This is a genomic window from Cupriavidus sp. MPR-AND1C (genome assembly GCF_058809705.1).
In genome coordinates this window covers 22,731-45,830 of the sequence record NZ_JBXASU010000016.1, presented here as the reverse complement: position 1 = coordinate 45,830, position 23,100 = coordinate 22,731, and the positions used below count along the sequence as shown (strand labels likewise).

Below are 23,100 nucleotides of genomic sequence, written 5' to 3'. Positions count from 1 at the left end.
GTCCGGCGCACACATCATCGGAAGAGCCTCATGACGCATCCAGACAGCTCAGCAACCGGGGGTGCTGCCGCAATGGCTCCGGCTTCGCCCAATGCACAGATCAACACCGCACCACCTTGGCCAGCGTTCTGGGTCGCCAGCGTGGCGGTGTTCCTTGTTTCGATGGACGGCACGATGCTGTCCGCCGCCTTCAGTGCCTTACGCGCGGGGTTTCCTCAAGCCACTGCGGCGGACCTTTCCTGGGTGCTCAATGCCTGCACCGTCACCTACGCGGCAACGCGCATTCCCTCGGGCGGATTGGCGGACAAGCATGGGCGCAAGAAGATGTTTCTGGCCGGTGTTGCATTGGAACCGGCAACATCGGCGGCACGCTAACCCGCAAGCTCAGTGCGGCAGGACACGACGTGCGCGTCGCAAATTCGAGCGCTATTGAAGGTGTGCGCGCGTTTGCCCGCGAGATCGGAGCAGAACCAAGGGATGTACACGGAGCCATCACTGGCGCCGACGTCGTCGTCCTGGCCATTCCTCTGCCGGCAATGCGCGAGCCGCCCGCTGCGGCAATCCCTGGCGTTGCCACCATGAAGCGGGACCAATTGCCAGAGCACTTCGCAAAGTTGGGGCCGAATGCCAGCCATGCCGATGTCGTGGCTATGAACCGTAGGGTGAATTCCGTTGTCGGGTAAGTACCGTCACGACGGTGCGCATGGGCGCAATGGGTCTGCGGATTGCGAGGTGGTCGGCCTTGATGTTCCCGCTGGTTGTTGTACTGGACAAGCCGCCCTGGGGAGGACAAGAATATGGGCCGGGTTGCGCACATGCCCACCAGATACCAGATCGACAATCACGGCGGCCGCCACCGGCGGTGCCAACGGGAGACTGCCATGCGGCACTGGCTTGTCCTGCTTGCGCTTGCCTGCTGCATGGGCCTGGCCCACGCGGGCAAATGCGTAAGCGGCAACAAAACGCTCTACACCGACGCGCCCTGCCCGGCCGGCTGGCAGGGCGCGGCGCTGGGCGGCAATCTCTCCCGTATCAGCCCCGAGCCGGCTACCGACGCGGCCAACCAGCAGTTCCTGAAAAAGCGCGAGGCGGAGGAGCGCGAATACCAGGCGCGGCTGATGCGCGAGCAAAACGAGGCCGCCCGCACCGAGGTCAACCAGTGTTACTGGCTGGCCAACCAGATGCGGCTGCTGGAGTCCGACTACAGTGCGCGCCGCCTGGCCCGGCTGCCGGAGCAGGAGGACTACCGCCGGCGCTACCGCAACCTGCGCGACCAGCAGGCGCGGCTGCGCTGCTGAGGCCTGGGACATTGTTCGAATGCTCGTTTGAATCCCTGCTTGAATCCCGCAAGCCATTACAATCCGCGCCGGGTATGCCGATATGCAGGCGGTGCGCGTGCATGTCGCAGCCCGCGAGCGTGACGCCGCACACTATCCCCTGCCAGTAGCTGAACCCCTATGACGCCGCCTCCGATCCCCGCCAACGAACAGCTTCGGCTGGATACGCTGCGCGCCCTGAATATCCTCGACACCTCGGCGGAAGAGCGCTTCGACCGCCTGACCCGGCTGGCGCGGCGCTTGTTTGGCGTGCCCATCGCACTGGTCAGCCTGGTGGACGCTAACCGCCAGTGGTTCAAGTCCTGCATTGGCTTGTCTTCCACCGAGTCCTCTCGCGAAATCTCGTTCTGCGGGCACGCGATCCTCGACGACGGCATCCTGATGGTGCCCGACGCGCTGCTCGACGAACGCTTTCACGACAACCCGCTGGTGGTCGACGAGCCCGGCATCCGCTTTTATGCGGGCTGTCCTTTATCGGTGGCCAACGGCAGCAAGCTGGGTACGCTGTGCCTGATCGATGTGCAGCCCCGCGAGTTTGGCGAGGAGGACCGCGCCTTGTTGCGCGACCTGGCTCACATGGCCGAGCAGGAGTTGGCCGCGCTGCAACTGGCCACCATGGACGAGCTGACGCTGTTGTCCAATCGCCGCGGCTTCTCGGCGCTGGCGCAACACGCGCTCAATGTGTGCAAGCGGCTGGACAAGCCCGCCACGCTGCTGTTCTTCGACCTGGATGGTTTCAAAGGCATCAACGACCGCTTCGGCCATGCCGAGGGCGACCGCGCCCTGTCGGTCTTTGCCTCGCAGTTGCGCCAGTCGCTGCGTGACTGCGATGTGATCGGCCGCCTGGGCGGCGATGAGTTCGTGGCGCTGCTGACCAGCACCGACGCCGCGCTGTGCCAGGCCACGCTGGCGCGCTTGAAGATGGCCATGGATGCGATCAACGAGCAGGCCGCGCGAGGCTATGAGATCGCGTTCAGCGTCGGCTCCGTCGAGTTCGACGCGGCGCGCCACGATGGCACCGCCGCGCTGCTGGCCGAGGCCGACGCGGCCATGTATGCCAACAAGGCATCCCGCAAGGCAAGCCAGCGCTAACCCTAGGGGTTGTTGCCAGGCCACGCGCCCGCCGCCGGGCGCGCCCTCCTGCCTATACTGACAAGCAGCCCCACCGAGCCAACAAGAAAAGGAGAATGGCTATGCCACACGAGCAATTCCTGGCCAAGCAGGAGGACCGCCGCAGCGGCCTGCGCGCCCTGCGGGCCGCGCTCCTGAAGGTGCACAAGGAAGTGATCGCGCTCAATCGCGTGGAGTACGAACGCCTGCACGGCCCGATCCCGGCCGGGCTGTTCGTGCAGGTTGTGACCGAGGAGACCTATTTCCGCTGGCTGGACCCGCTCTCGCGGCTGATCATCGAGATCGACGAAGAACTGGACGCGCCCGAGCATCACGATGAAACCTGCAAGGCGGTGGCCACGGCCACCGAGAAACTGTTTGGGCCAGACAGCGACCCGGCGTTTCGTGACCGATACCAGCAAGCGCTGCAGGACGAATCAGGCGTGATCGTGGCGCACGGGCAACTGATGAAAGTCGTCGCGCAGTTGCGGCAACTGGTCTAGCGGAGCGGCTGGATGCTGCGGCGCGGTGTTTCGTCTATTTTTCCGGGCGGGTGACGCGCCCATGGTCCACCGAAATCGGGTCGCTCGCCGGAAAGGTTTCCCGCAGGGCTTCGTCGAGTTCGTCCTCCACGTGATCCTCCTTGCTACCCGGCGATGGCTTGGCTTTGGACGGCTTGGGGGGCGTTGGCGTTACAGGCTTGCTCAGATTGGTCATGGTGATGTCCCCGCACGGGTGGGTGTGCCTTGATCTTAGAAGGCTCTTGGGCGGGATACCAATCCCGCCCCTGCACGCCAGGCTCGCGCTTACTTGAACATCATGCTGACCATCACCAGGGCCAGCAGGCCGAGATAGACGCGCGCATGCATGCGGTCGGGGATGCGCCCGGCCAGCGGGGCGGCAAGGCGGATGCCAGCCAGGGCACCGATCGATAGCAGGCCGAACGCGGCGAGGTCGATGTACCCCAGGTAACCGCGGCCCAGCGCCACCGGCTGGTACCACGCCATGGCCACGTAAGCCAGGGTGCCCGGCACGGCAACCGGCAGGCTCAAGGGGTTCGCCATCGCCGTAGCTTGCACCATGCTCAGCCCGCGGCGGCGCAGCAGGGGCACGGTCATGACGCTGCCCCCCACGCCGAGGAACGTGGCGACCGCGCCGATCGCCAGGCCGCCCGCCACCGTCCGTGCCTGCCCGAGGCGCTGCGGTGAGTCCTGCCCGGCGCGCGCGAGAAATCCGCGCCGTGCCAGGCAATCGAGCAGCGTGACGCCAAGGTAGGCCACAAAGGCCAGGCGAATCACGTCGCTGCTCGCCAGCGCGGCGGCGCCGGCGCCCATGATGGCACCCAACCCGATGAATCCCGCCAGCGGCCACACATAGGGCCACAGGATGTTGCCCGCCAGGCGATGCTTGCGCGTGGCGAGCGAGGCGCTCAGGATCATCACCGCCGTTGAGGTCGCCACGGCGATATGCATGGCGGACTGGCCTGGCCCATGCGCGTCGGCGGCGCTCAATGCGCGGTAAAGCAAAGGCACCACCACAAACCCGCCGCCGAAGCCGAACAAGACGGTAGTCAGGCCAGTCAGGCAGCCGAACAGGACAAAAAGGAGATAGAGCATCGCAAAGGAGGAGTGGGTTCCAGGTCCGCCCACGATACGTACGGTTGACATGGCCAACTTTCGAAGATTGGTCAATAATGTTTGTGTTTCGGCCATTCCGCTTGTCCGCCGCCCTTTCCTTCCATGCGCAACGCCCGCATCGACGACTACGACCACGTGCCCAGGCCCGTGGTCGCGATCGGCACCGACTATCCCAAGGGCTACCGGCTGCCGTGCCATGCCCATCGCCGCGCGCAGCTGCTCTATGGCGCCACGGGTGTGATGCATGTGTCGACGCGCGATGGCAACTGGATCGTTCCGCCGCAGCGCGCGGTCTGGATTCCGCCGGGGATGGTGCATGAGGTCACGATGCTGGGCGTCAGCACGCGCAGCCTGTATATCGAGCCCGGCGCCGTGCCGGGGCCGGGCGATACGTGCCAGGTGGTGGGGATATCCGCCCTGATGCGGCAGTTGCTGATTGGCGCGGTGGAGATGCCGGCGCACTACGATCCCGATGGCCGGGACGGCGCGCTGGTCGCCCTGCTGCTGTATGAGATCGCGGGCATGACGGCGCTGCCCTTGCATATTCCGCTGCCGCGCGATGCGCGGCTCGCGCCGCTTTGCCACGCCTTTGTCCGGCACCCCGACACGCATGATTCGCCGCAACGCTGGGCCCTGTCGCTGCATATGAGCAGCCGGACCTTCAGCCGGTTTTTCCGCGAGCAGACCGGCATGGCGTTCTCGGCATGGCGCCAGCGCGCCTGCGTGGTCCTGGCCTTGTCGCGGCTGGCCGCCGGCGACGCCGTCACGCGCATTGCCCTAGATTTCGGCTACGACAGCCCGGCGGCCTTCTCGACCATGTTCCGCCGCGTGCTAGGCCACGCCCCCACAGAATATTTGCACCAAGGCATGGCCAGCCCGCGCGCTGCCGGCGAGCCGCTGGCCGCCGCATTGCCGCCTGCCGGCTTGCCCGCCGACGCCTTGGCCCGCCGCTAGGCGTGGCGTCGCCGCGCCATTTATCTGCCAAGGAACGAGGCGAATTCCCGGACACGCGTCAGAATAGCTTGTCGACGCAACATCAGACATACGGCAGGCTGCCATTCCGCCCCGGAACCTATATTGCAAACAAAGGACGCGGGAAGCGCCTGTGTTGCCTCGACCTTCATCGGCCGTTTCGGCCATTTTCTTTAGTCGGAGTACTTCAAGGGGGTTGTAATGAGCAATATGGATTCGGGTTGCCTGCAAGCTAGCCGTACGTCGCACCAGGCCGCCGCCACGGTGGCTGCCTGGCCGGATTTTGTCACCACGCGGGTGGCGGGCCACGAGGTGGAACGCGTACAGAAGCGCTGGGGCGGCAGCCACTTGCTGCACGGCCGGCAACCCGGGCCCGACGCCGTGCATTTCTCCAGCAACGACTATCTTTGCCTGCTCGGCGAAGACAAGCTGGTGCGCGCGCAGACGGCCGCCATGCGCGGGCCGGAGAGCGAGTTGCTGATGTCGGCCGTGTTCCAGTATGGCGACAACCCCACCGCCCGGCTGGAGCGCAAGCTGGCGCAGTTCAGCGGCGCCGAGGACAGCATCCTCTGCCAGTCGGGCTGGGTGGCCAATGTGGGCCTGCTGCAGAGCATCGCCAACGAGCGCACGCCGGTCTACCTGGACATGCTGGCCCATATGTCGCTGTGGGAAGGCGCCCACGCGGCGCGCGCCCGCGCCGTGCCGTTCATGCACAACGACGCGGAGCACGCCGAGCGCCAGATCCGCAAGGAGGGCCCCGGCATCATCGTGGTGGATTCTGTCTACAGCACCAACGGCAGCCTGTGCCCGCTGACCGATTTCGTGGAAGTCGCGGAGCGTACCGGTAGTGTGATCGTAGTGGATGAGTCACATTCTCTCGGCACGCATGGCCCCGGCGGCGCAGGCCTGGTGGCGCAGCTCGGACTGTCGAAGCGGGTCCACTTCCAGACGGCCAGCCTGGCCAAGGCGTTTGGCGGCCGCGCGGGGCTGGTGACGTGCCCGTCGTCGTTCAAGGGGTACTTCGCCGCGGAATCGCGCCCGGCCATTTTCAGCTCAGGGCTGCTCAGCCACGAACTGGCCTGGTTCGACGCCGCAGCGGATTTCATCGTCGGGGCGAACGATCGCCGCAGGCAATTGCATGCAGTATCGGCTCAGGTGCGCGAAGCGCTGTCCGGGCTGGGCTACAACGTCTCGGCGGGATCCGAGCAGATCATCGCGCTGGAGTCTGGCACCGAGGAGCAGACGCTGGTGCTGCGCAATGCCTTGCAGTCACGCGGGATCTTTGGTGCCGTGTTCTGCGCGCCGGCCACCGCGCGGGACCGCGCGCTGATGCGGCTGACCATGCATGCCCATCTCACCGCCGTGGAAATCGAGCGCCTGATCCAGGTCTGCGCGGAAATCCGCGATGAGGTGAACCTGGCCGGCTGGCGTTCCACGCAGCGCAAGCCGCGCACGCCGGTGGCGCGCCCGCCGATGGCCATGCAGACCACGCTGCAAGCCAGCCTCGAAGCGCTGCACGGCACGGCCTGATGCCGGCTCAGCTTGCCGGGCTGTCGCCCTCCGGGTGCGGCTTGGCAAGCGGGAACTCGAGGACGAACTCCGTGTACTCGTGTTCAACCGAGCTGCAATGGATGCGCCCGTCCCAGGCCTCGAGCGTCTCTCGGCAAAAGGCCAGGCCGATGCCGGTTCCCTCGTTGCGCGGGTAGGTGTGGAAACGCTTGAAGATGGACGGCAGCTCGCGCTCCGGCACGCCGGTGCCGGTATCGCGAAAGATCAGCCGGTTGCGCCGGGTGCCGCGCTCCAGCCGAAGCCGGATATCGCCGTGCCCTGCCCGCGCCAGCGCGTGCAGCGCGTTCTTGATCAGGTTGAACAGCACCATGACCATCAGCTTCTGGTCCGCGTGGACCAGGAAATCCTCTTCCAGATCCACGCGCACCAGTTCCCGCTGGCTGGCTTCGAAGGGGTAGCGGGAAATCGCTTCCTCCACGGCCTGGCCGAGCAGGAAAACCTCGCTGGGCCCGTGCAGGGCCTTGGCGCGCGCATTGACCAGCAGCACGTCGATGCCGTGGTTCATGCGGTCGACCTCCAGCTGGATCCGCGGCAGCGCATCCTTGAGCAGGCCAAAATGGGCTCGCGGCAGGTGCAGTGAGTTCTCCGGCGTCTCGTTTTCCTCATAGAAACGGATCAGGCCCGGCAGATACCGGCCCATGCCGAGCGCCGTGGAGCCGATGCTGCGGATCGGCGTGCGCAACTCATGGGCCACCGTGCCCAGCGCAATCGCCATGCCGTCCAGCTTTTCCTGGATCAGGATGCGCTGGTCGATCTTCAGCACGGCAATGGTGCAGATGGTGAAACCGATGATCGGCAACTCCATCGGCCAGTTCACCTCCAGCATCGCGGCCGGCGGCGGCGTCACGCAGTTGTAGACCAGCCACGCCAGGGCCGTCCCCACCACCAGGGAGGTGGCGCCACCCAGCCAGCCGCTGAAGTTGAACAGGATGATGACGGCGATCACTAGCGACTGGGACCACACCAGGTTGCCGTGATTCATCAAATACATGTAGACGAAGAAAAACGACAGGCTGTACGTCAGGGTCGCCAAAAAATGCGCAGGAAGCCATTTTTTGTCACGCAGATCGCGCGAGACGATCAGCGGCAGGCACATGACCATGGCCACCAGCCGCAGGGCCAGGCTCTCGTAAGGCTGGGGAAACCAGAATTTCCAGATCAGGTAGAACGCCGGGTAGCCCGTAAAGGCGAGCCACCCCAGCAGGCGGATGCGCTTGACCTGGGCCGGCTGGCGGATGTCGAGATGGACTTCCCTGGCAAGCACCCGGCGCAGGCGCATCGCGCTTTCACCGCAACTGCGTTGAATCTGGGCAAGCATGTTGAGAACCGGCTGAGGGCTGATGGTGGCAACGATGCGAAAGTGTAGCCGGATAGCGCGGTTCTTTTCTCGATTTTGTGCGCTTTTCGCGGCTTAGGCCGGAATCCGCTGCTGGCTTGCCCCGCAGCGTCAATCCAGCAGGTGGCCCATGCGCTCGCGCTTGGTCTCCAGGTATTTTTCGTTCTCGGCGTTGGACGGCACGATATGGCGCATCTGCTCCACCACCTTGATGCCCGCGGCTTCCAGCGCCTGCTTTTTCTTGGGATTGTTGCTCATCAGCCGGATCGACTTGACGCCCCACTGATGCAGCAGGTCGGCGGCAAAGGCGTAGTTGCGGCTATCGATTTCCTGGCCCAGCGCCAGGTTGGCGTCGACCGTATCGAGCCCGCCGTCCTGCAGCGCATAGGCGCGGATCTTGTGGCCCAGGCCAATCCCGCGCCCTTCCTGGCCGCGCAGGTACAACAGGATGCCGCGGCCTTCCTCGGCGATCTTCTTCATGGCCAGGTCGAGCTGCTCGCCGCAGTCACAACGGCACGAGCCGAACACGTCGCCGGTCAGGCATTCGGAATGCAGGCGGGTCAGCACAGCCTCGCCAGTGATGTCGCCAACGCTCAACGCAAGGTGTTCGATGCCCGAAACGGCACCCTTGAAGGCGTGGGCGGTAAATTCGCCAAAACGGGTCGGCAAGCGGGCCGAGCCGATCAGCTGGATCTCTGTGTCATTCATGTCAGTCGGAGTGTTGCGCCGGCCTTGGCGGCTCGGCATCGGGGCGCTTGATAGCGTCTAGTCCGATACGGTAGCACGAGCGGGGCCGGATCGCTGGCGGGCAAGTGGCCGTGGGCGCTCCGGCGGCATGTCCCTGGCCTGAAAGTCGCGTTAAAACCGGCCCCCTTTGGCGCCTCAGCGAAGCTCGATCGGCTGGCCGTGGGGCGTGCGCCGGGCCGCCGCGTCCCACGCGTCGCGCCGGTTCAGCAGCGCGCTGGCGTCGACCAGGCCTTTGGCCGCGGCGAGCCGCTCCAGCGCGGTCAGCCAGAAGCGGTAGTAATGCTCGCAGTTGTCGGGATCCCCACCCGCCTGGGCTTCGCGGATGACCTGGGACAGGGCGGCCGCCCATTCCGTCCAGGTAAAGGCACCGCGCTCATGCAAGGCCAGCGCCAGCGCAAAGGCCTGTGCTTCCCACGGCTCACGGAACACCGGTCCGGTGCTGTCGCAAGGCAGTGCAGGCAGCGCTGCCCGCATGGCCCGCAGGCTTGCGGGCAAGGGCAAAGTCGACGCCGGATCAGCCATGGGCCACCTCCGCCGGGTCAAGATAGGACTCCCAGCAATCCGCACAGACCGAGGCCGCGGTGGTGTCGGGGCCCCACAACTCGGTGGCGGCAAAGCGCACGGTGTAGAGCCACTGCGGCTGGTCGCCGGCCCCGGCGGCGCTGGCGTCCGGGAACACATGGGCGCCGTGCACGGCCGCGATCTCGCCTTGCCGTCCACGGCAATAGCGTGGCAGCCGGGTGTGGCCGGCGGGATGCATCTGGCGGGTGCGTACCCGGTCGCCCACCTGGAATCGGGCTGCTCCCGGCGCGGGCCGGGCGCTGGGCGTGCCGCGCGCCAGGGCCGGCGCAACCTGATCCGCGCTCAGGATGCGCGCGAGGGGCAGCGGCGGCGTGGTGGATGCGCCGCTGGCGATTTCTTCCGCGTTGGCCATGCCGGTCCTGAGCAGCATGGCTTTGAGGCCTTCGAACCAGATCTGGTAGTAGCTGCTGCCAAGGTACTGCGCCGGCGGCAGGCTTTCGCGGGCCGCGCGCATGGTGTCGATATTCCACTTGCCGAGCGCACCCATGGCGAGCGTCAGCGCGAGCATGCGGCGCTCCCAGCCGGCGTGGAATACCGGCTCATCGGCTTCCGGGCGAACCGGGCCGAAGCCCTGCATGCCGCCGAGATCCTGGCCACCGTTCATCGCGGCTCCCCTGCCGTTGCCGGCGTGGTCACATCCGGCAGCAGGCCCGTGCCGATCATCGCGTCACGGGTCACCAGTTCCGCCAGCGCTTGCTCGCCCCAGCCCTCGGTACCAGCCGGACGCATGGGCAGCACCAGGTAGCGCAGTTCAGCGGTGGAATCCCACACCTGGATCTGCACCGCCTGCGGCAGCGTAAAGCCAAAATCGCGCAACACGCCGCGCGGGTCGATCACCGCCCGCGCGCGGTACGGGGCGGACTTGTACCAGACCGGTGGCAGTCCCAGCACCGGCCAGGGATAGCAGGAGCACAGCGTGCAGACCACCATGTTGTGGGTGGTGGGCGTGTTCTCCAGCACGATCATGTGCTCGCCCTGGCGCCCGGTAAAACCGAGCGAGGCGATGGCCGCTGTGGCGTCCGCCAGCAGCCACGCCTTGTAGGCAGGTTCGGCCCAGGCCTTGGCGACCACGCGCGCCCCGTTGCGTGGGCCGATGTGTTGCTCGTAGGTCTCGATCAGGACATCCAGCGCCGCCGGATCGACATAGCCCTTCTCCACCAGCAGGGATTCCAGCGCGCGCACGCGCAGGTCCATCTCGGAGAGCGCGCTGCCGCCGTGCTCGTGCTCGTGCTCGTGGTCGTGATCAGGGCCATGCGGGGGACTGGATGGCGAGTCGGGAGAGTCTTGGCGCATCGATGTCTGGGGAGATCGTTCCGGGATCGTTCTGGCACGGACACTGCTGAGCGCCCAGTATGGCCGCACCCGCGGCGCCTGGCAATCCGGGCCGCCCGGCGCCTTCGGCAAACCATGATCCCCGCCCACCGGGCATCGAGTGCCCCTCGGCCGATCAATCCCCTCGAAAGAGGGGCAGCAGCACGGCGGGGATCTGCGCAGACTTGTATGCAAAGCCTGTAGGGACATTGACCACCCGGCTGCGTGGCTGGTCACGTTTCAATTTGATTTTGCGTTGCCACCGGTGCGGCAGCATAGCTGCCTGGACCGATTTCCCCGCCCCTGCCCTCTCCTCCCCTTTTCGGCCATTGACGGCCATTGACGGCGACCATTGACGGCGATGAAGGAAAAACAAGAGTACTGCCCGCTTTGCGGCACCCAGGCCGTAGCCCGCGCCCGTCGAGGCAGCTACGGGCAATGGGTGCGGTACGACTGCGGCAACCCGCAGTGCGGCCCGGTCGAGATCAGCACCAAGGCCCGCCGCAGCCTGCGCGAGCCCGCCCGGCAGGCCGAGCTTCGCGCCCTGGCCCGCTCCAGCCGCGAACACGGCAAGGTGCCACGCGTCGGCTTTGACGGGCCGCGCGGCGAGTTCTACGTCGAGTTCGACTAGGCCCCGCCTCACCGGGGCCGGGCGCAGCCGGCGCGCATCCATTCCCTGCAGCGCACCGTACATGTAGGCATCAGGACCACCAGAGCGCGGCTTGCCCGCGCCCGCCTACACGTGACTACGCATTCCCTCGAAGCTGACCTTGAGCATGTGCTCGACGATCGCGTCGGTGCCCAGCTTGCTGTACAGCTGCAGGTACTCCACGGCCGGATCGCAAGTGCGCGCGTAATAGCTGAACAGAATCACCTCGTCGGGCAACGACGGGTCGAGCTCGCCCGCCGCCTTGGCCTCGGCCACGAGCTTTTCCAGTTGCCGGTTGAGCTTGAGCACGCGCGTGACGTAGCGCAGGTTGCGCGTGAGCATTTCGCGCACATGCGGGCTGGTGGATGGCAGGAACGGCAGCCCGCCGGTCAGGCGTACCCGCAGCGCCCACTCGAGCAAGGCGCGCAAGCGCGCCAGCCCCGTGAGATCGCCCGGGAGCTGCTCCAGGTACTCGAGCGCGCCGTCGATCAGCCGGATCAGCGCTTCGCCGACCAGGTCCTCCTTGGATTTGAAGTGCTTGTAGAGGCTGGGCTTGGAGATGCCAACCTCCAGCGCCACGTCGTCCATGGTCATCAGGTCGAAGCCCTTGCCAGCCAGGATGCGGGTCGCCGCGTCGAGGATCGCGTCCTCGCGCAGCTTGAAAGCCTGGTCCTTGAAACTCAGCCTGCCGAAAATACTCATTAGTAAATCTCGCTACTATGTAGTAATCTTTTTTCCAGAGCGGTACGAAACCATCTTAGCACCCATCCAGGCAAAGCGATGTCGAATTCAGGAAATCCCCAGCACTGCCACCCTGCAACCGCCGCCAGCCAAGCTGCCACAAGGGCTGGCGCGATTGGCGAGCGCGCGCTCGCCAGCAAGGATGCGGCATGAGCGGCGCGCCCGGAACCTATCCACGCGGCCAGCGCATCGCCGTAGTCGGCGCAGGCATCTCCGGCCTCGCGAGCGCCTATCTACTGTCGCGTCGGCACAACGTCACACTGTTTGAAGCTGGTAACTACCTGGGTGGGCATACCAACACGGTCGAGGTCGAGCTGGAGGGGGCGCGCCATCCCGTGGACACCGGCTTCCTGGTGTTCAACGACCGCACCTATCCCAACCTGATCGCGCTGTTCGCCGAGCTTGGGGTCACGGCCTATCCCACCGATATGTCGTTCTCCGTATCGCTGGACCAGGGCCGGCTGGAATGGGCCGGCAGCAACCTGAACACCGTGTTCGCGCAGCGCCGCAACCTCTTCTCGCCTAGCTTCCTGTCGATGCTGCGCGATATCGTGCGCTTCAACGGTGCCGCCGAGCGCAACCTGGCGCTGGCCACCCGGAGCGGCTGCTCGGTGGACCAGTTGCTGCTCGACGGCGGCTATGGCCAGCCCTTTCGCCACAACTACCTGCTGCCGATGGCGGCGGCGATCTGGTCCAGCGCAACCGCCGATATCCTGCGTTTTCCTGCCGCCACCTTCCTGCGCTTCTGCCTCAACCACGCCTTGCTGCAGGTCAACAACCGGCCGCAGTGGAAAACGGTGCAGGGCGGCGGGCGTGATTATGTACGGCGGATCTGCGCGCAACTGGCGCAGCGCGATGCCGCCATCCGGATATCGACGCCCGTGCGCAGCATCCGCAGGCATGACTGCGGCGTTGACTTGCTGACCGACGATGGCCCCGAGCATTTCGACGCGGCGGTGCTGGCCACCCACGCGCCCACCACGCTGCGCATGCTGGCGGACGCGGATCCCGGCGAGCGCCGTACGCTTGGCGCGGTGCAGTACCAGCCGAACCTGGCGATCCTGCATACCGACCCGGCCCTGCTGCCGCGCCGGCGCAAGGTGTGGTCAGCCTGGAACTACCTGGGCGGTGCCGTTGGCACGCACGATCATGCCGGCCACAACCGCCCGGTCTGCGTGAGCTACCTGTGCAACCAGCTCCAGCCATTGCCCTTCAAGACCCCGGTGGTGGTGACGCTCAACCCCGTCACCGCGCCGGCGCCCGGCACGGAACTGGGCCGCTACCACTACCAGCATCCGGTCTTCGACCTGGCCGCCGTGGCGGCGCAGTCCGCGCTGCCCGCGTTGCAGGGTCGGCGCCGCACCTGGTTTGCCGGAGCCTGGACGGGCTACGGCTTCCATGAGGACGGGCTCAAGTCCGCGCTGCGCGTGGCCACCGATTTCGATGTGCTGCCGGACTGGGCCAGGCTATGAGCGGCATGGAAGACCACCTTGCCAGCAGCCCCGCCGACGCGCCGCCCGCGTGGTTGCTGCTTGGCCGCGTGATGCATGAACGCCTGCGTCCCACACGCCACCGCTTTGTGTATCCGGTGTTCTACCTGCGCTGCAATCTCGACCGCCTGCCTGCCTTGCGCCACTGGTGGTTCGGCATCGACCGCTGGGCGCCGCTGTCGCTTGCCACGCGCGACTACGGCCCGCGCGATGGCAGCGACCTGGCCGCGTGGATGCGCAGGCTGCTGGTCGAGGCCAACCTGCCGGCCGACGGCGAGATCTGGCTGCAGACGTTCCCGCGCGTGTTCGGCTATGCCTTCAACCCGGTGAGCTTCTGGCATTGCCATGACCGCGCCGGCCAGTTGCGCGCGGTGCTGGCCGAGGTCAACAACACCTTCGGCGCCAGCCACCGTTACTTGCTGTGCGCGCCCGACCGCTGCGCAATCGGCCCCGACACCGTGCTGACCTGCCACAAGGCACTGCATGTGTCGCCGTTCTGCTTGGTCGAGGGCAGTTATGCGTTCCGCCTGCGCGATACCGGCGGCACCAGCTTTGCCGGCATTGACTACTACGACGCCACGGGCCTCGTGATCCGTACCGCGATCGGTGGGCGCCGCCTGCCGTTTTCGCGCGCCAATGTGCTGGGTGCGCTGGCGCGGCAGCCCTGGCTCACGGTGTCGGTGATGGCGCGCATCCACTGGCAGGCCCTGCGCCTGTGGCTGAAGAACGTGCCGTTCCGCGGCAAAGATCCAGGCCCCGGTGCCGGTCCGCACGGCCCGACGAGTTTCCCCAACCCATCCGCCAACCTGTCGCAGTCCGAGGAAAACAAACCATGACGCCCTCTCGCGCGCTAACCCTGCCGCCCGACGGTGCCCCTGCGTCAGCCCGTCTTTTCTTAACCCTGCTCGAGCGCATCCGCGTTGGCCACCTGTTGCTGGTCGCGCCCTCGGGCGAGCAATGCCTGTTTGGCGATCCGCATGCCGGACCCGGCGCGCGCCTGGAGCTGCGCGACTGGCGTGCCTGTGCCGAGATCCTGCGCGCCGGGGACATCGGCTTTGCCGAGGCCTACCGCGCAGGCTGGCTCGATACGCCGGATCTCACCGCGCTGCTGCGCCTGGCCATCCGCAATGAGTCCGCGCTGGCGCGGACCGTGGTCGGCAGCTGGCTGGCGCGGTGGTGGTACGGCCTGCGCCACCGGTTGCGCCCCAACAGCCGCACCGGCAGCCGCCGCAACATCCACGCGCACTACGACCTGGGCAACGCCTTCTACCAGCGCTGGCTGGACCCGACCTGGACTTATTCTGCCGCGCTGTTCCAGGGCGAGCGGAGCCGGCCGCTGGAAGCGGCGCAGGACGCCAAGTACCAGCATATCGTCGACACGCTTGGCCTCAAGCCCGGCATGCGCGTGCTGGAAGTGGGCTGCGGCTGGGGCGGCTTTGCCATGCATGCGGCAAGGCAAGGGATCCACGTGCACGGCATCACCATCTCCGCCGCACAGCTTGAGGTAGCGCAGCAGCGCGTGACCCAGGCCGGTCTGCAAGGGCTCGCCCGGCTGGAGCTGCGCGACTACAGGGACCTTGATGGCGAGTACGACGCCATTGTCTCCATCGAGATGTTCGAGGCCGTGGGCGAGCGCTATTGGCCCGGCTACTTCCAGATGCTGCGCCAGCGCCTGCGGCCCGGCGCGTGCGCGCTGGTCCAGTCGATCACCATCGAAGAGCCGCGCTTCAAGGCCTACCGCGCGAGCAGCGACTTTATCCGCGAGTACGTGTTCCCAGGCGGCATGCTGCCCAGCCCCGGGCGTTTCCTGAAGGCCGGGTTGCGGGCCGGGCTGGAAAGCCGCGTCACGCTGGCGTTTGGCCCGGACTACGCCGAGACGCTGCGGCGCTGGCGCGCGGCCTTCGAGCAGGGGCTTGATGATGTCACCGCGCAAGGCTTCGATGCGGTCTTCATCCGTACCTGGCGCCTGTACCTGTGCTACTGCGAAGCCGGATTCGACGAAGGCCGCACCGACGTCATGCAGTTCGTGCTGCAGCGGCAGGCCTGAGATGCGCCGCGCTGCCGCCGCCCTTGCCATGGCCATCCTATGTGTCCCGGCGCTTGCCGCGGCGGGCTGGCGCGCAGACGTGCAGCCCGCCCGCTTGTCGGGCGAAGGCGAATTCCGCGTGTTCGGGTTTCGCCTCTATTCCGCCCAGCTCTGGAGCGCGCAGCTGCCGATCGCGCCAGACGCGCCGGATGTGCCCTTTGCGCTGCAACTCACCTACGACCGCAGCATCAAGCGCGAGCGCCTGGTCGAAACCAGCCTCGACGAGATGACGCGCATCGGCAGCGCCGGCAATATGCCGCCCAGCCCGCAAATGCTCGATCGCTGGCGCGCAAGCCTGGCACAGGCGTTTGTCGACGTGCGCCCGGGCGACACGCTCACCGGCGTGTTCATGCCCGGCAAGGGCGTGCGCTTCTACGCAGGCGATCGGCTGACCACCGAGATCGACGACTCCGCCTTTGCGCTGGCGTTTTTCTCGATCTGGCTCGACCCCGCCACGCGCGCGCCGGCGCTGCGCCAGCGCCTGCTCGGGCTCGCACGATGAACGCGCCGCACCTCGGCAGCGCGACAGCCGCGACGCCCACCGCGCCCGCCGCGCCCACGGCGCCCAATCCCGATCCGGCCCTGCCCGCGCCCGCCCCGGCATCCGCCATGGCTGCCTATGGCCTGCTCGGCATGCCACTGGCCATGGCTGCCCTGCCGGTCTACGTGCAGGTGCCCGCCTACTACGCGAGCGAGCTCGGGCTGGCCTTGTCCGCGACCGGCACGGTGTTGTTCGCCGCGCGGCTGATCGACACCGTGCAGGACCCGTTCCTCGGCCGCTGGATCGACCACCTGGCACAGCGCGGCAAGCTGGCGCCCGCGTTATGGCTAGCGTGCCTGGTGCTCTCGGCGACCTTTGCCATGCTGTGGCTGCCGCCTGTGCGCGGCGGGGCGCTGGCCGCCTGGCTGGCGCTCTCGCTGATACTGGTCTACAGCGCACACAGCGTGGTCAACATTGCTTATCTGGCCTGGGGCGCGCGCGTGTCTGGCGAGCCGGCCACGCTGACCCGCGCCGCGGCCTGGCGCGAGGCAGCGGGCCTGGCCGGGGTGATGCTGGCCAGCGTCTTGCCTACCTGGCTTCTGGGCGCATCGGGCTGGCCCGCCGCGCCGGCCATGGCGGGCTATGCCTTGGTGTTCGCCGCCTTGCTGCTGGGCGCGCTGGCGTTGCTGCTGCGGCACGCGCCGGCCTGGCGCCACCACAGCGCTGGCGTGCACGGCTGGCGCGCCACGCTCGCCAACCGTGCATTCCGGCGCCTGCTGCTGCCGTATTTCCTTAACGCGATATCGGTCTCGATACCGGCTACGCTGGTTCTGTTCTTCATCCAGGATCGGCTGGGCGCGCCGCAGTGGTCCGGCGCGTTCCTCGCCACCTATTTTGCGGCGGGCGCCTGCGGCCTGCCGCTTTGGACCCGCCTCTGCGCGCGCATCGGCCCCATAGGGGCCTGGCGGCTTGGCATGACGCTGGCGGTGGCCGCCTTTGTCTGGGCGGCCGGCCTGGGCACAGGCGACACCAGCGCCTACCTGGCCGTGTGCGTGCTGGCGGGACTTGCGCTTGGCGCCGACCTGGCGCTGCCGCCGGTGCTGCTGGCCTGCCTGATTCCCCCCGGCGAGCAACCCGGCGGCTACTACGGCATCTGGAGCTTGCTGGGCAAGCTGGCGCTCGCGCTGTCGGGCCTGGCGCTGCCGTTGCTGGCCTGGTGCGGCTACCAGCCGGGCGCCGGCGGCACGGCGCCCGGCAGCCATGCCCTGGCGCTGGTCTACGGCGGCTTGCCCTGCCTGTTCAAGCTCGCCGCCATGCTGTGCCTGCGCACGGCCCCGGCACCACCGATGGAGGACCCGACATGATTCGCCTTGACCCTTCGCACTGCGGCAAACGCCTGCTGCTGTACGCCGCGCTATGGCTGGCTGCCTGCGCCGGCCCGGACGTTTCGCAGTATGCGCAGCAGCAGCCCGTGCTCGATGTGCCGGCTTTCTTCAGTGGCAAGACCGAGGCCTGGGGCATGTTCCAGAAGCGCAGCGGCGAGGTCGTCAAGCGCTTCACGGTAACCATCGAGGGCCGCCGGGAAGGCAGCGATTTCTTACTGGACGAGCACTTCACCTACAGCGACGGCAGCACCGAGCAGCGCACCTGGACGCTGGCGCGCCAGCCCGACGGCACCTGGCGCGGCCGCGCCGGCGACGTGGTGGGCGAAGCGATCGGGCACAGCGCGGGCAACACGCTGAACTGGCGCTACACGCTGCGGCTGCCGGTGGGAGACGCCACGTATGACGTGCAGTTCGACGACTGGATGTACCTGGTCGACGCGCGCACCATGATCAATCGCGCCAGCGTCTCGAAATTCGGTTTCGAGGTTGGCCAGGTCACGGTGTTCTTCCGGCGCCCGCAATCACCGCAATCACCGCAATCTCAGCAATCTCAGCCATCTCAGCAATAGCCGCGATGGCCGAATCGCGCCTGCGGCGCAAATCAGAGAGGCAACCATGGCCAGGACGGCACTCAACCCCCGCTGGACGGATTGGCACGAAAAGCGGGTCTGGCTGGTCGGCGCATCGAGCGGCATCGGCGCGGCGCTGGCGCGCGCCCTGCTTGCGCGCGGCGCCTGGGTAGCCCTGTCGGCGCGCCGGGCTGAAGCCCTCAAGGCGGTTGCCGGCGATCACGCCACGGCGCTGCTGCTGCCGATGGACGCCACCGATCCACACGCCTGGCGCCTGGCGCATGACACACTGCGCGAGGCCTGGGAGGGCGTGGACCTGGTGGTGTTTTGCGCCGCCGATTATCGTGCGTTACGCCCCTGGGAGCTGGAGGCCGAGAGCGTGCGCCACACCATCGAGACCAACCTGAACAGCGTCTACTACGGGCTGCAGGCCACGCTCACCGACATGCTCGCGCGCGGCAGCGGCAGCCTGGTGCTGGTCGCCAGCGTGGCCGGCTACATGGGCCTGCCCAACGCCACCGTCTACGGGCCAACCAAGGCCGCCCTGATCAACCTGGCCGAACTGCTCTACGCCGAACTGCGTCCGCGCGGGCTGGGCGTCTACCTGGTCAACCCGGGATTCGTCAAGACACGCCTGACGGCCAACAACGCGTTCCCGATGCCTGCCCTGCTCACCCCCGAGGCCGCCGCCGAGGCCATCCTGCAGGGGCTGGCGCGCGGCCGCTTCGAGATCGATTTCCCGCGCCGCTTCACCCGCCTGCTCAAGCTCGCCAGCCTGTTACCCTACCGGCTGCGCCTTGCGGCGCTGCAAAGAGTGATGGACGCGCCGTGATGCCCCTGACCGGCCCGAACGCACTGACGGAGTTGACCGCATTGACTGAATTGACCGAGTTGACCGCCCTGCTGCGATGGTACGAAACGCTCTCGCCCGCCTCGCTGGGCGACATCGCGCGCTTCTATGCCGACGATGCCCGCTTCAAGGATCCCTTCAACGATGTGCGCGGACGAGAGGCGATCCGCCGGATCTTTGCGCACATGTTCGTCGCCACGGACAACCCGCGCTTTGTGATCGGTGAGCAATTCCGGCAGCCGGGCCAGGCGTTTGTGCTGTGGGACTTCCACTTCACCCTGAAGGGCAAGCCCTACCAGGTGCACGGTAGCTCGCATTTTCGCTTTGACGGCGATGGACGCGTGACACTCCATCGCGACTACTGGGACGCCGCGCAGGAGCTCTGGCAGCAACTGCCCTGGCTCGGGCCGCTGGTAGGCTGGCTGCGCCGCCGCTTCGCCGCGCCGCTTTCCTAGCCGCGCCAGTGCGCTACTGCGCTTCGGGCTGGCATTGCGCGTGATCCCCCGTTACATTCCAAGCAGTTTGTGACCGTGTGCGCCCATGCCCCGGGGAACATCCCGGCGGCAAGGGCGGTCACTATCGCGTGCCGCGCCCAACCGAGGCGATCCCGGCCCGACAAGGAACGCTCAATGAACCTCACCGTCCACGACCTCCTGGCCTTGGCCTGCGTCAGTATCCTGACCGTAACCGTGGTCGCCATCCACTACGAAGCCCTGCGCCTGCTGTCCGGCATGAATCCGCGCCGCTGGACCGGCCGCGTCAACGTTGGCGTGCTGATCGTCTGCATCATCCTGGCCCATGGCCTCGAGGCCATGGTGTTTGCCGTCGGCTACTGGGTGGCGGGCCATGTGCTGGGCCTGGGCGGCCTTGCCAGCGCCCATCCCATCACGCCCATCGTCTACCTTTACTTCTCGCTTGAAACCTTCACCACGCAAAGCCTGGGCGACATCGCGCCGGTTGGCGCCACGCGCCTGCTCGCCAGCATCGAGCCGCTGGTGGGCCTGATCCTGATCGGCTGGTCGACATCCTTCACCTACATCATCATGCGCCGCGACTGGCCAACCGGCACCTCAAGGCAAGCGGCGCAAGCGGATCTGTAGGCACGACGCATGGTTACAGGATCGGCGCAAACAGCGTGGCCACGTGCATCGCCACGCGGCGCAGCGTCGGCGCGGCAGTGTATTCGCTGCGCTCGATCTGGCAGGCCTGCGCGAAGTCCGCCTCCAGCATGCGCGTCACGCTGGCGGCAAAATCGCGGTCCGCGGTCATCACCATCAGTTCGAAATTGAGCCGGAACGAGCGGTTATCGAGATTTGCGCTGCCGACCGCCGCGGCCTCATCGTCGATCAGGATGACCTTCTGGTGCAGGAAGCCCGGCTGGTAGCGATAGAGCTTCACGCCCGCACAGACGGCCCGGTAGGCATACAGCGTGGAGGCGGCGAACACCACGAGATGGTCGGGGCGCGCCGGCAGCAGGATGCGCACGTCAACCCCGCGCAGCACCGCCAGCCGGAGTACGGCGAACACGGCCTCGTCCGGCACGAAGTACGGGCTGGTGATCCACACCCGCCGGCGCGCCGCCTGGATTGCCTCGACGAAAAACAGCGAGCAGGTTTCCTGCGCGTCCGCGGGGCCGGACGGCACCACCTGGCAGGTCATGCCCCCGGCAGGTGCTGCCGGCGGGGGCAGCAGCATGGGCACCTCCCGCGCGGCCCAGAACCAGTCTTCGGCAAACACCATCTGCAAGTCCAGCACGGCGCTGCCGCGGATCTCGATATGCGTGTCGCGCCAGGGCGCCAGCGGCGGTTTTTGCCCGAGGTACTCGTTGCCGACGTTGTGACCGCCCGTAAACGCGCACTCCCCATCCACCACCACCAGCTTGCGGTGGTTGCGGAAATTGAGCTGAAAGCGGTTGACAAAGCCGCGCCGCGTGGCAAAGGCGCGCGCCTCTACCCCTGCGGCCAGCAGCACCTTGACGTATTGGCCCGGCAACGCATGCGAGCCGATGCTGTCGTAGAGGAAATACACCTTCACGCCCGCGGCAGCGCGTTCGCACAGCAGGCTCTGCAGGCGCCGCCCAAGCGCATCGTCGTGGACGATGAAGAACTGCACGATCACCACCTGCCGCGCGGCGGCGATCGCCGCAAAGATGGCCTCGAACGTCGCCTCGCCGTTGACCAGCAGCCGCACCGCGTTGTTGGCCAGGCACGGCGTGCCGGTCAGCCGGGGCAAGGCGCGCAGGTAAGGCTGCGGGGGCGAGTGCACCACGCTGGCGTCGCGCGCCTCGCGCTCGTGCGGCTCCATCTCGTGCGTGACCTCGCGCAGCCGGTCGTTATTGAAGCGCCGGGCATTCACGTAGCCGGCAAAACTGCTGCTGCCGAGGATCAGGTACGGGATCAGCGTGAAGTACGGCATCATCACCAGCGAGCCGGCCCACGCGATGGCGCCGGGCGCGGTGCGCACCGTCATCACAGCGTGCAAAGCCGCAACGACGCCAAGCAGATGGAACGCCAGCACGATCGCCGCGACGAGGGAGGGGCTGAGCATGATTGTTGGATTTCGCCTTGGCGGAGCCAGACCACAATGGCTAGCATTCTGGCATAGCCGCGGCCCGGGGGCAGGCAGAATTTCCCCACAGGCGTTAAGCTTGCACGCCTTACCGCGTTACCGCCTGACCGCCAGCCATATCAAGGAAGACCGCAATGTCAGAGTTCAAGATGGAATACCGGCGCCTGGGCGCCAGCAACCTCAAGGTGTCGGCCTTGTGCCTCGGCACCATGATGTTCGCCGACCAGACCGACGAAGCCGAGGCCGGCCGCATCGTCGTTAGCGCTCGCGCGCACGGCGTCAACTTCATCGACACCGCGGACGTGTATAGCAAGGGCGGCTCCGAGCGCATGGTGGGCAAGCTGCTCGCCGCCGACCGCCATGACTGGATCCTGGCCAGCAAGCTCGGCAACCCGATGCAGGCTGCGCCCAACCATTCGCACTACTCGCGCGTCTGGATCCTGCGCGAAGTCGAGCAAAGCCTGGGCCGCCTTGGCACCGACTACCTCGACATCCTCTACCTGCACCGCGACTACCCCGGCGAAAACCTGGAAGAAGCCGTGCGCGCCATGGGCGACCTGGTCCGTGCCGGCAAGATCCGCTACTGGGCCTTGTCCAATTTCCGCGGCTGGCGCATCGCCGAGGCCGCACGCTTGTGCGACCAGCTGGGTGTGCCGCGCCCGGTGGTTTGCCAGCCTTACTACAACCTGCTCAACCGCATGCCCGAGGTGGAAATCCTGCCGGCCTGCCAGCACTTCGGCCTTGGCGTGGTGCCCTACAGCCCGATCGCGCGCGGCGTGCTCACCGGCAAGTACCTGCCCGGCCAGCAGCCCCCGCAAGACTCACGCGCGGGCCGCGCCGACCGCCGCATGATGGAAACGGAATTCCGCGAGGAATCGCTGGTGATTGCCCAGACGCTGAAGGCGCATGCCGATGCGCGTGGCCTCAAGCTGGGCCAGTTCGCTACCGCCTGGGTGCTGGCCAACCCGATTGTCAGCTCGGTGATTGCCGGGCCGCGCACGCTGGCACAGTTCGAGGATTACTTTGACGCCGTCGGCGTGCCCATCTCCCCCGAAGAGGAGGCCCTGGTCGACCAGTTGGTGCGGCCCGGACATGCCTCCACGCATGGCTACAACGATCCGAACTATCCGCTGACCGGGCGACCGGTTCCTGCAGCCTGAATCCCGGGCTTGCCGCAATGTTCTTCAATGGGTTGCCTGGAGAGATAGTCATGCCGCAAGCCCCTGCGCTGATCGATACACGCTGAAAACCGTGCTCGCGCTCTCGGGGGGCAAGCCGTCGGCGCCGGTTATCCTGGGCCGCTTGAGCCTGCTGATCTGGAATCGGATCAACTGGCTTGCGCGTATGGCATCGCCGTTTCCCTCACCATGCTGATGACGTCCGTGCAGCTGTTTATCGCCATGCGCGATACTACATTGGCCTGGAAACCATCGTGCTGCGCGAGGGCGATAGCCGGATGCCGCACTGGCAAGGCAAGCTGTTCGCCTTGATGGTCAGGAACGGCATGCACGTTACCGATCTTTTCCGGCTGCCCAGCAATCAGGTGGTGGAGATTGGCCGCCGCGTCTCGATCTGACAATCTGACGATCACGCCCCCCTGCCGGCCAACGCATTGCAATACGCACCTACCTTCATGACCAGCCTCTCTGCCGCGCTTGCTGCCTTGCACGCTGCAGCACT

The 23,100-nt window shown here is 66.9% G+C and carries 27 protein-coding genes and 1 pseudogene; 19 read left to right on the top strand and 9 right to left on the bottom strand.

The annotated features are described in order from the left end of the window. Positions 1–30: 30 nt before the first annotated feature. From AC1RWI_RS11835 to AC1RWI_RS11815, 5 genes and pseudogenes are all read left to right on the top strand, one after another. Positions 31–369 (top strand): annotated as a pseudogene (locus AC1RWI_RS11835) (MFS transporter); the annotation flags it as partial. Between the two features lie 35 nt (positions 370–404). Next, complete coding sequence (locus tag AC1RWI_RS11830; protein ID WP_492866567.1) at positions 405–683, top strand: NAD(P)-binding domain-containing protein; 279 nt, start codon at positions 405–407, stop codon at positions 681–683. 198 nt (positions 684–881) lie between these two features. Continuing rightward, positions 882–1,298, top strand: coding sequence for a hypothetical protein (locus AC1RWI_RS11825; RefSeq protein ID WP_492866565.1), 417 nt, complete (start codon positions 882–884; stop codon positions 1,296–1,298). 159 nt (positions 1,299–1,457) lie between these two features. Beyond that, positions 1,458–2,429: a GGDEF domain-containing protein gene (locus tag AC1RWI_RS11820; protein WP_043355135.1), complete on the top strand. Its 972-nt coding sequence runs from the start codon at positions 1,458–1,460 to the stop codon at positions 2,427–2,429. Between the two features lie 95 nt (positions 2,430–2,524). Then, positions 2,525–2,950 carry a hypothetical protein gene (locus tag AC1RWI_RS11815; RefSeq protein WP_043355133.1) on the top strand — a complete coding sequence of 142 codons (426 nt, stop codon included), beginning with the start codon at positions 2,525–2,527 and terminating at the stop codon, positions 2,948–2,950. Between the two features lie 34 nt (positions 2,951–2,984). Here AC1RWI_RS11815 and AC1RWI_RS11810 read toward each other — a convergent pair whose 3' ends face one another. Together AC1RWI_RS11810 and AC1RWI_RS11805 are read right to left on the bottom strand one after the other, a co-directional pair. Beyond that, positions 2,985–3,164 (bottom strand): hypothetical protein, encoded by a 180-nt coding sequence (locus AC1RWI_RS11810; protein WP_043355131.1) that lies wholly within the window; start codon positions 3,162–3,164, stop codon positions 2,985–2,987. A gap of 89 nt (positions 3,165–3,253) precedes the next feature. Further along, complete coding sequence (locus AC1RWI_RS11805) at positions 3,254–4,063, bottom strand: sulfite exporter TauE/SafE family protein (RefSeq protein WP_492866631.1); 810 nt, start codon at positions 4,061–4,063, stop codon at positions 3,254–3,256. A gap of 123 nt (positions 4,064–4,186) precedes the next feature. Between AC1RWI_RS11805 and AC1RWI_RS11800 the strand changes: the two genes are divergently transcribed. Together AC1RWI_RS11800 and cqsA are read left to right on the top strand one after the other, a co-directional pair. Continuing rightward, a complete protein-coding gene (locus AC1RWI_RS11800) occupies positions 4,187–5,038 on the top strand; it encodes an AraC family transcriptional regulator (protein WP_043355127.1) in 852 nt (283 codons plus the stop codon). 219 nt (positions 5,039–5,257) lie between these two features. Continuing rightward, the gene (cqsA, locus tag AC1RWI_RS11795) at positions 5,258–6,586 is read left to right on the top strand and encodes an alpha-hydroxyketone-type quorum-sensing autoinducer synthase (RefSeq protein ID WP_236702226.1); all 1,329 of its coding nucleotides are present in this window, start codon (positions 5,258–5,260) and stop codon (positions 6,584–6,586) included. A 7-nt stretch (positions 6,587–6,593) separates the two neighbouring features. Here the strand turns inward: cqsA and AC1RWI_RS11790 are convergent, their stop codons facing one another. The 5 genes from AC1RWI_RS11790 to nthA form a co-directional block, all read right to left on the bottom strand. After that, positions 6,594–7,943, bottom strand: coding sequence for a sensor histidine kinase (locus AC1RWI_RS11790; RefSeq protein WP_492866562.1), 1,350 nt, complete (start codon positions 7,941–7,943; stop codon positions 6,594–6,596). A 129-nt stretch (positions 7,944–8,072) separates the two neighbouring features. Then, complete coding sequence (gene ribA, locus AC1RWI_RS11785) at positions 8,073–8,669, bottom strand: GTP cyclohydrolase II (protein WP_043355124.1); 597 nt, start codon at positions 8,667–8,669, stop codon at positions 8,073–8,075. A gap of 174 nt (positions 8,670–8,843) precedes the next feature. Beyond that, entirely contained in the window at positions 8,844–9,230 is a 387-nt protein-coding gene (locus tag AC1RWI_RS11780; RefSeq protein ID WP_492866560.1) for a nitrile hydratase accessory protein, read from the bottom strand. Further along, positions 9,223–9,894, bottom strand: coding sequence for a nitrile hydratase subunit beta (gene nthB / locus AC1RWI_RS11775; RefSeq protein WP_043355120.1), 672 nt, complete (start codon positions 9,892–9,894; stop codon positions 9,223–9,225). Before nthB ends, AC1RWI_RS11780 begins: the two co-directional genes overlap by 8 nt. Continuing rightward, positions 9,891–10,583, bottom strand: a complete 693-nt coding sequence (gene nthA / locus AC1RWI_RS11770) for a nitrile hydratase subunit alpha (RefSeq protein WP_492866558.1) — start codon at positions 10,581–10,583, stop codon at positions 9,891–9,893. The genes nthB and nthA overlap by 4 nt, the downstream gene beginning before the upstream one ends. Before the next feature lie 379 nt (positions 10,584–10,962). On the opposite strand from nthA, the gene AC1RWI_RS11765 reads away from it, so the two are divergent. Further along, a complete protein-coding gene (locus AC1RWI_RS11765; protein WP_043355118.1) occupies positions 10,963–11,232 on the top strand; it encodes a hypothetical protein in 270 nt (89 codons plus the stop codon). 105 nt (positions 11,233–11,337) lie between these two features. On the opposite strand, the gene AC1RWI_RS11760 is transcribed toward AC1RWI_RS11765, so the two are convergent. Continuing rightward, complete coding sequence (locus AC1RWI_RS11760; RefSeq protein ID WP_043355116.1) at positions 11,338–11,952, bottom strand: TetR/AcrR family transcriptional regulator; 615 nt, start codon at positions 11,950–11,952, stop codon at positions 11,338–11,340. 188 nt (positions 11,953–12,140) lie between these two features. On the opposite strand from AC1RWI_RS11760, the gene AC1RWI_RS11755 reads away from it, so the two are divergent. The 9 genes from AC1RWI_RS11755 (at position 12,141) to AC1RWI_RS11715 (ending at position 19,952) form a co-directional block, all read left to right on the top strand. Then, the gene (locus AC1RWI_RS11755) at positions 12,141–13,463 is read left to right on the top strand and encodes an NAD(P)/FAD-dependent oxidoreductase (protein ID WP_492866556.1); all 1,323 of its coding nucleotides are present in this window, start codon (positions 12,141–12,143) and stop codon (positions 13,461–13,463) included. 5 nt (positions 13,464–13,468) lie between these two features. Beyond that, positions 13,469–14,317: a DUF1365 domain-containing protein gene (locus AC1RWI_RS11750; protein WP_492866554.1), complete on the top strand. Its 849-nt coding sequence runs from the start codon at positions 13,469–13,471 to the stop codon at positions 14,315–14,317. After that, positions 14,314–15,528, top strand: a complete 1,215-nt coding sequence (locus AC1RWI_RS11745; RefSeq protein ID WP_492866552.1) for a class I SAM-dependent methyltransferase — start codon at positions 14,314–14,316, stop codon at positions 15,526–15,528. The genes AC1RWI_RS11750 and AC1RWI_RS11745 overlap by 4 nt, the downstream gene beginning before the upstream one ends. Before the next feature lie 28 nt (positions 15,529–15,556). Then, positions 15,557–16,069 carry a chalcone isomerase family protein gene (locus AC1RWI_RS11740; protein ID WP_492866550.1) on the top strand — a complete coding sequence of 171 codons (513 nt, stop codon included), beginning with the start codon at positions 15,557–15,559 and terminating at the stop codon, positions 16,067–16,069. After that, entirely contained in the window at positions 16,066–17,412 is a 1,347-nt protein-coding gene (locus AC1RWI_RS11735; RefSeq protein WP_492866548.1) for an MFS transporter, read from the top strand. The genes AC1RWI_RS11740 and AC1RWI_RS11735 overlap by 4 nt, the downstream gene beginning before the upstream one ends. After that, complete coding sequence (locus AC1RWI_RS11730) at positions 17,409–18,002, top strand: DUF3833 domain-containing protein (RefSeq protein ID WP_492866546.1); 594 nt, start codon at positions 17,409–17,411, stop codon at positions 18,000–18,002. Before AC1RWI_RS11735 ends, AC1RWI_RS11730 begins: the two co-directional genes overlap by 4 nt. 46 nt (positions 18,003–18,048) lie before the next feature. Next, entirely contained in the window at positions 18,049–18,834 is a 786-nt protein-coding gene (locus AC1RWI_RS11725) for an SDR family NAD(P)-dependent oxidoreductase (protein ID WP_492866544.1), read from the top strand. Then, positions 18,834–19,307: a nuclear transport factor 2 family protein gene (locus AC1RWI_RS11720; RefSeq protein ID WP_082055142.1), complete on the top strand. Its 474-nt coding sequence runs from the start codon at positions 18,834–18,836 to the stop codon at positions 19,305–19,307. Before AC1RWI_RS11725 ends, AC1RWI_RS11720 begins: the two co-directional genes overlap by 1 nt. Positions 19,308–19,481: 174 nt before the next feature. After that, positions 19,482–19,952 carry an ion channel gene (locus AC1RWI_RS11715; protein WP_043355107.1) on the top strand — a complete coding sequence of 157 codons (471 nt, stop codon included), beginning with the start codon at positions 19,482–19,484 and terminating at the stop codon, positions 19,950–19,952. A gap of 13 nt (positions 19,953–19,965) precedes the next feature. On the opposite strand, the gene cls is transcribed toward AC1RWI_RS11715, so the two are convergent. Next, positions 19,966–21,399: a cardiolipin synthase gene (cls, locus tag AC1RWI_RS11710; RefSeq protein WP_144409987.1), complete on the bottom strand. Its 1,434-nt coding sequence runs from the start codon at positions 21,397–21,399 to the stop codon at positions 19,966–19,968. A 155-nt stretch (positions 21,400–21,554) separates the two neighbouring features. On the opposite strand from cls, the gene AC1RWI_RS11705 reads away from it, so the two are divergent. After that, positions 21,555–22,580 (top strand): aldo/keto reductase, encoded by a 1,026-nt coding sequence (locus AC1RWI_RS11705; protein WP_492866542.1) that lies wholly within the window; start codon positions 21,555–21,557, stop codon positions 22,578–22,580. A 272-nt stretch (positions 22,581–22,852) separates the two neighbouring features. After that, a complete protein-coding gene (locus AC1RWI_RS11700; protein ID WP_162484921.1) occupies positions 22,853–22,996 on the top strand; it encodes a KUP/HAK/KT family potassium transporter in 144 nt (47 codons plus the stop codon). The last annotated feature ends 104 nt before the right edge of the window (positions 22,997–23,100 follow it).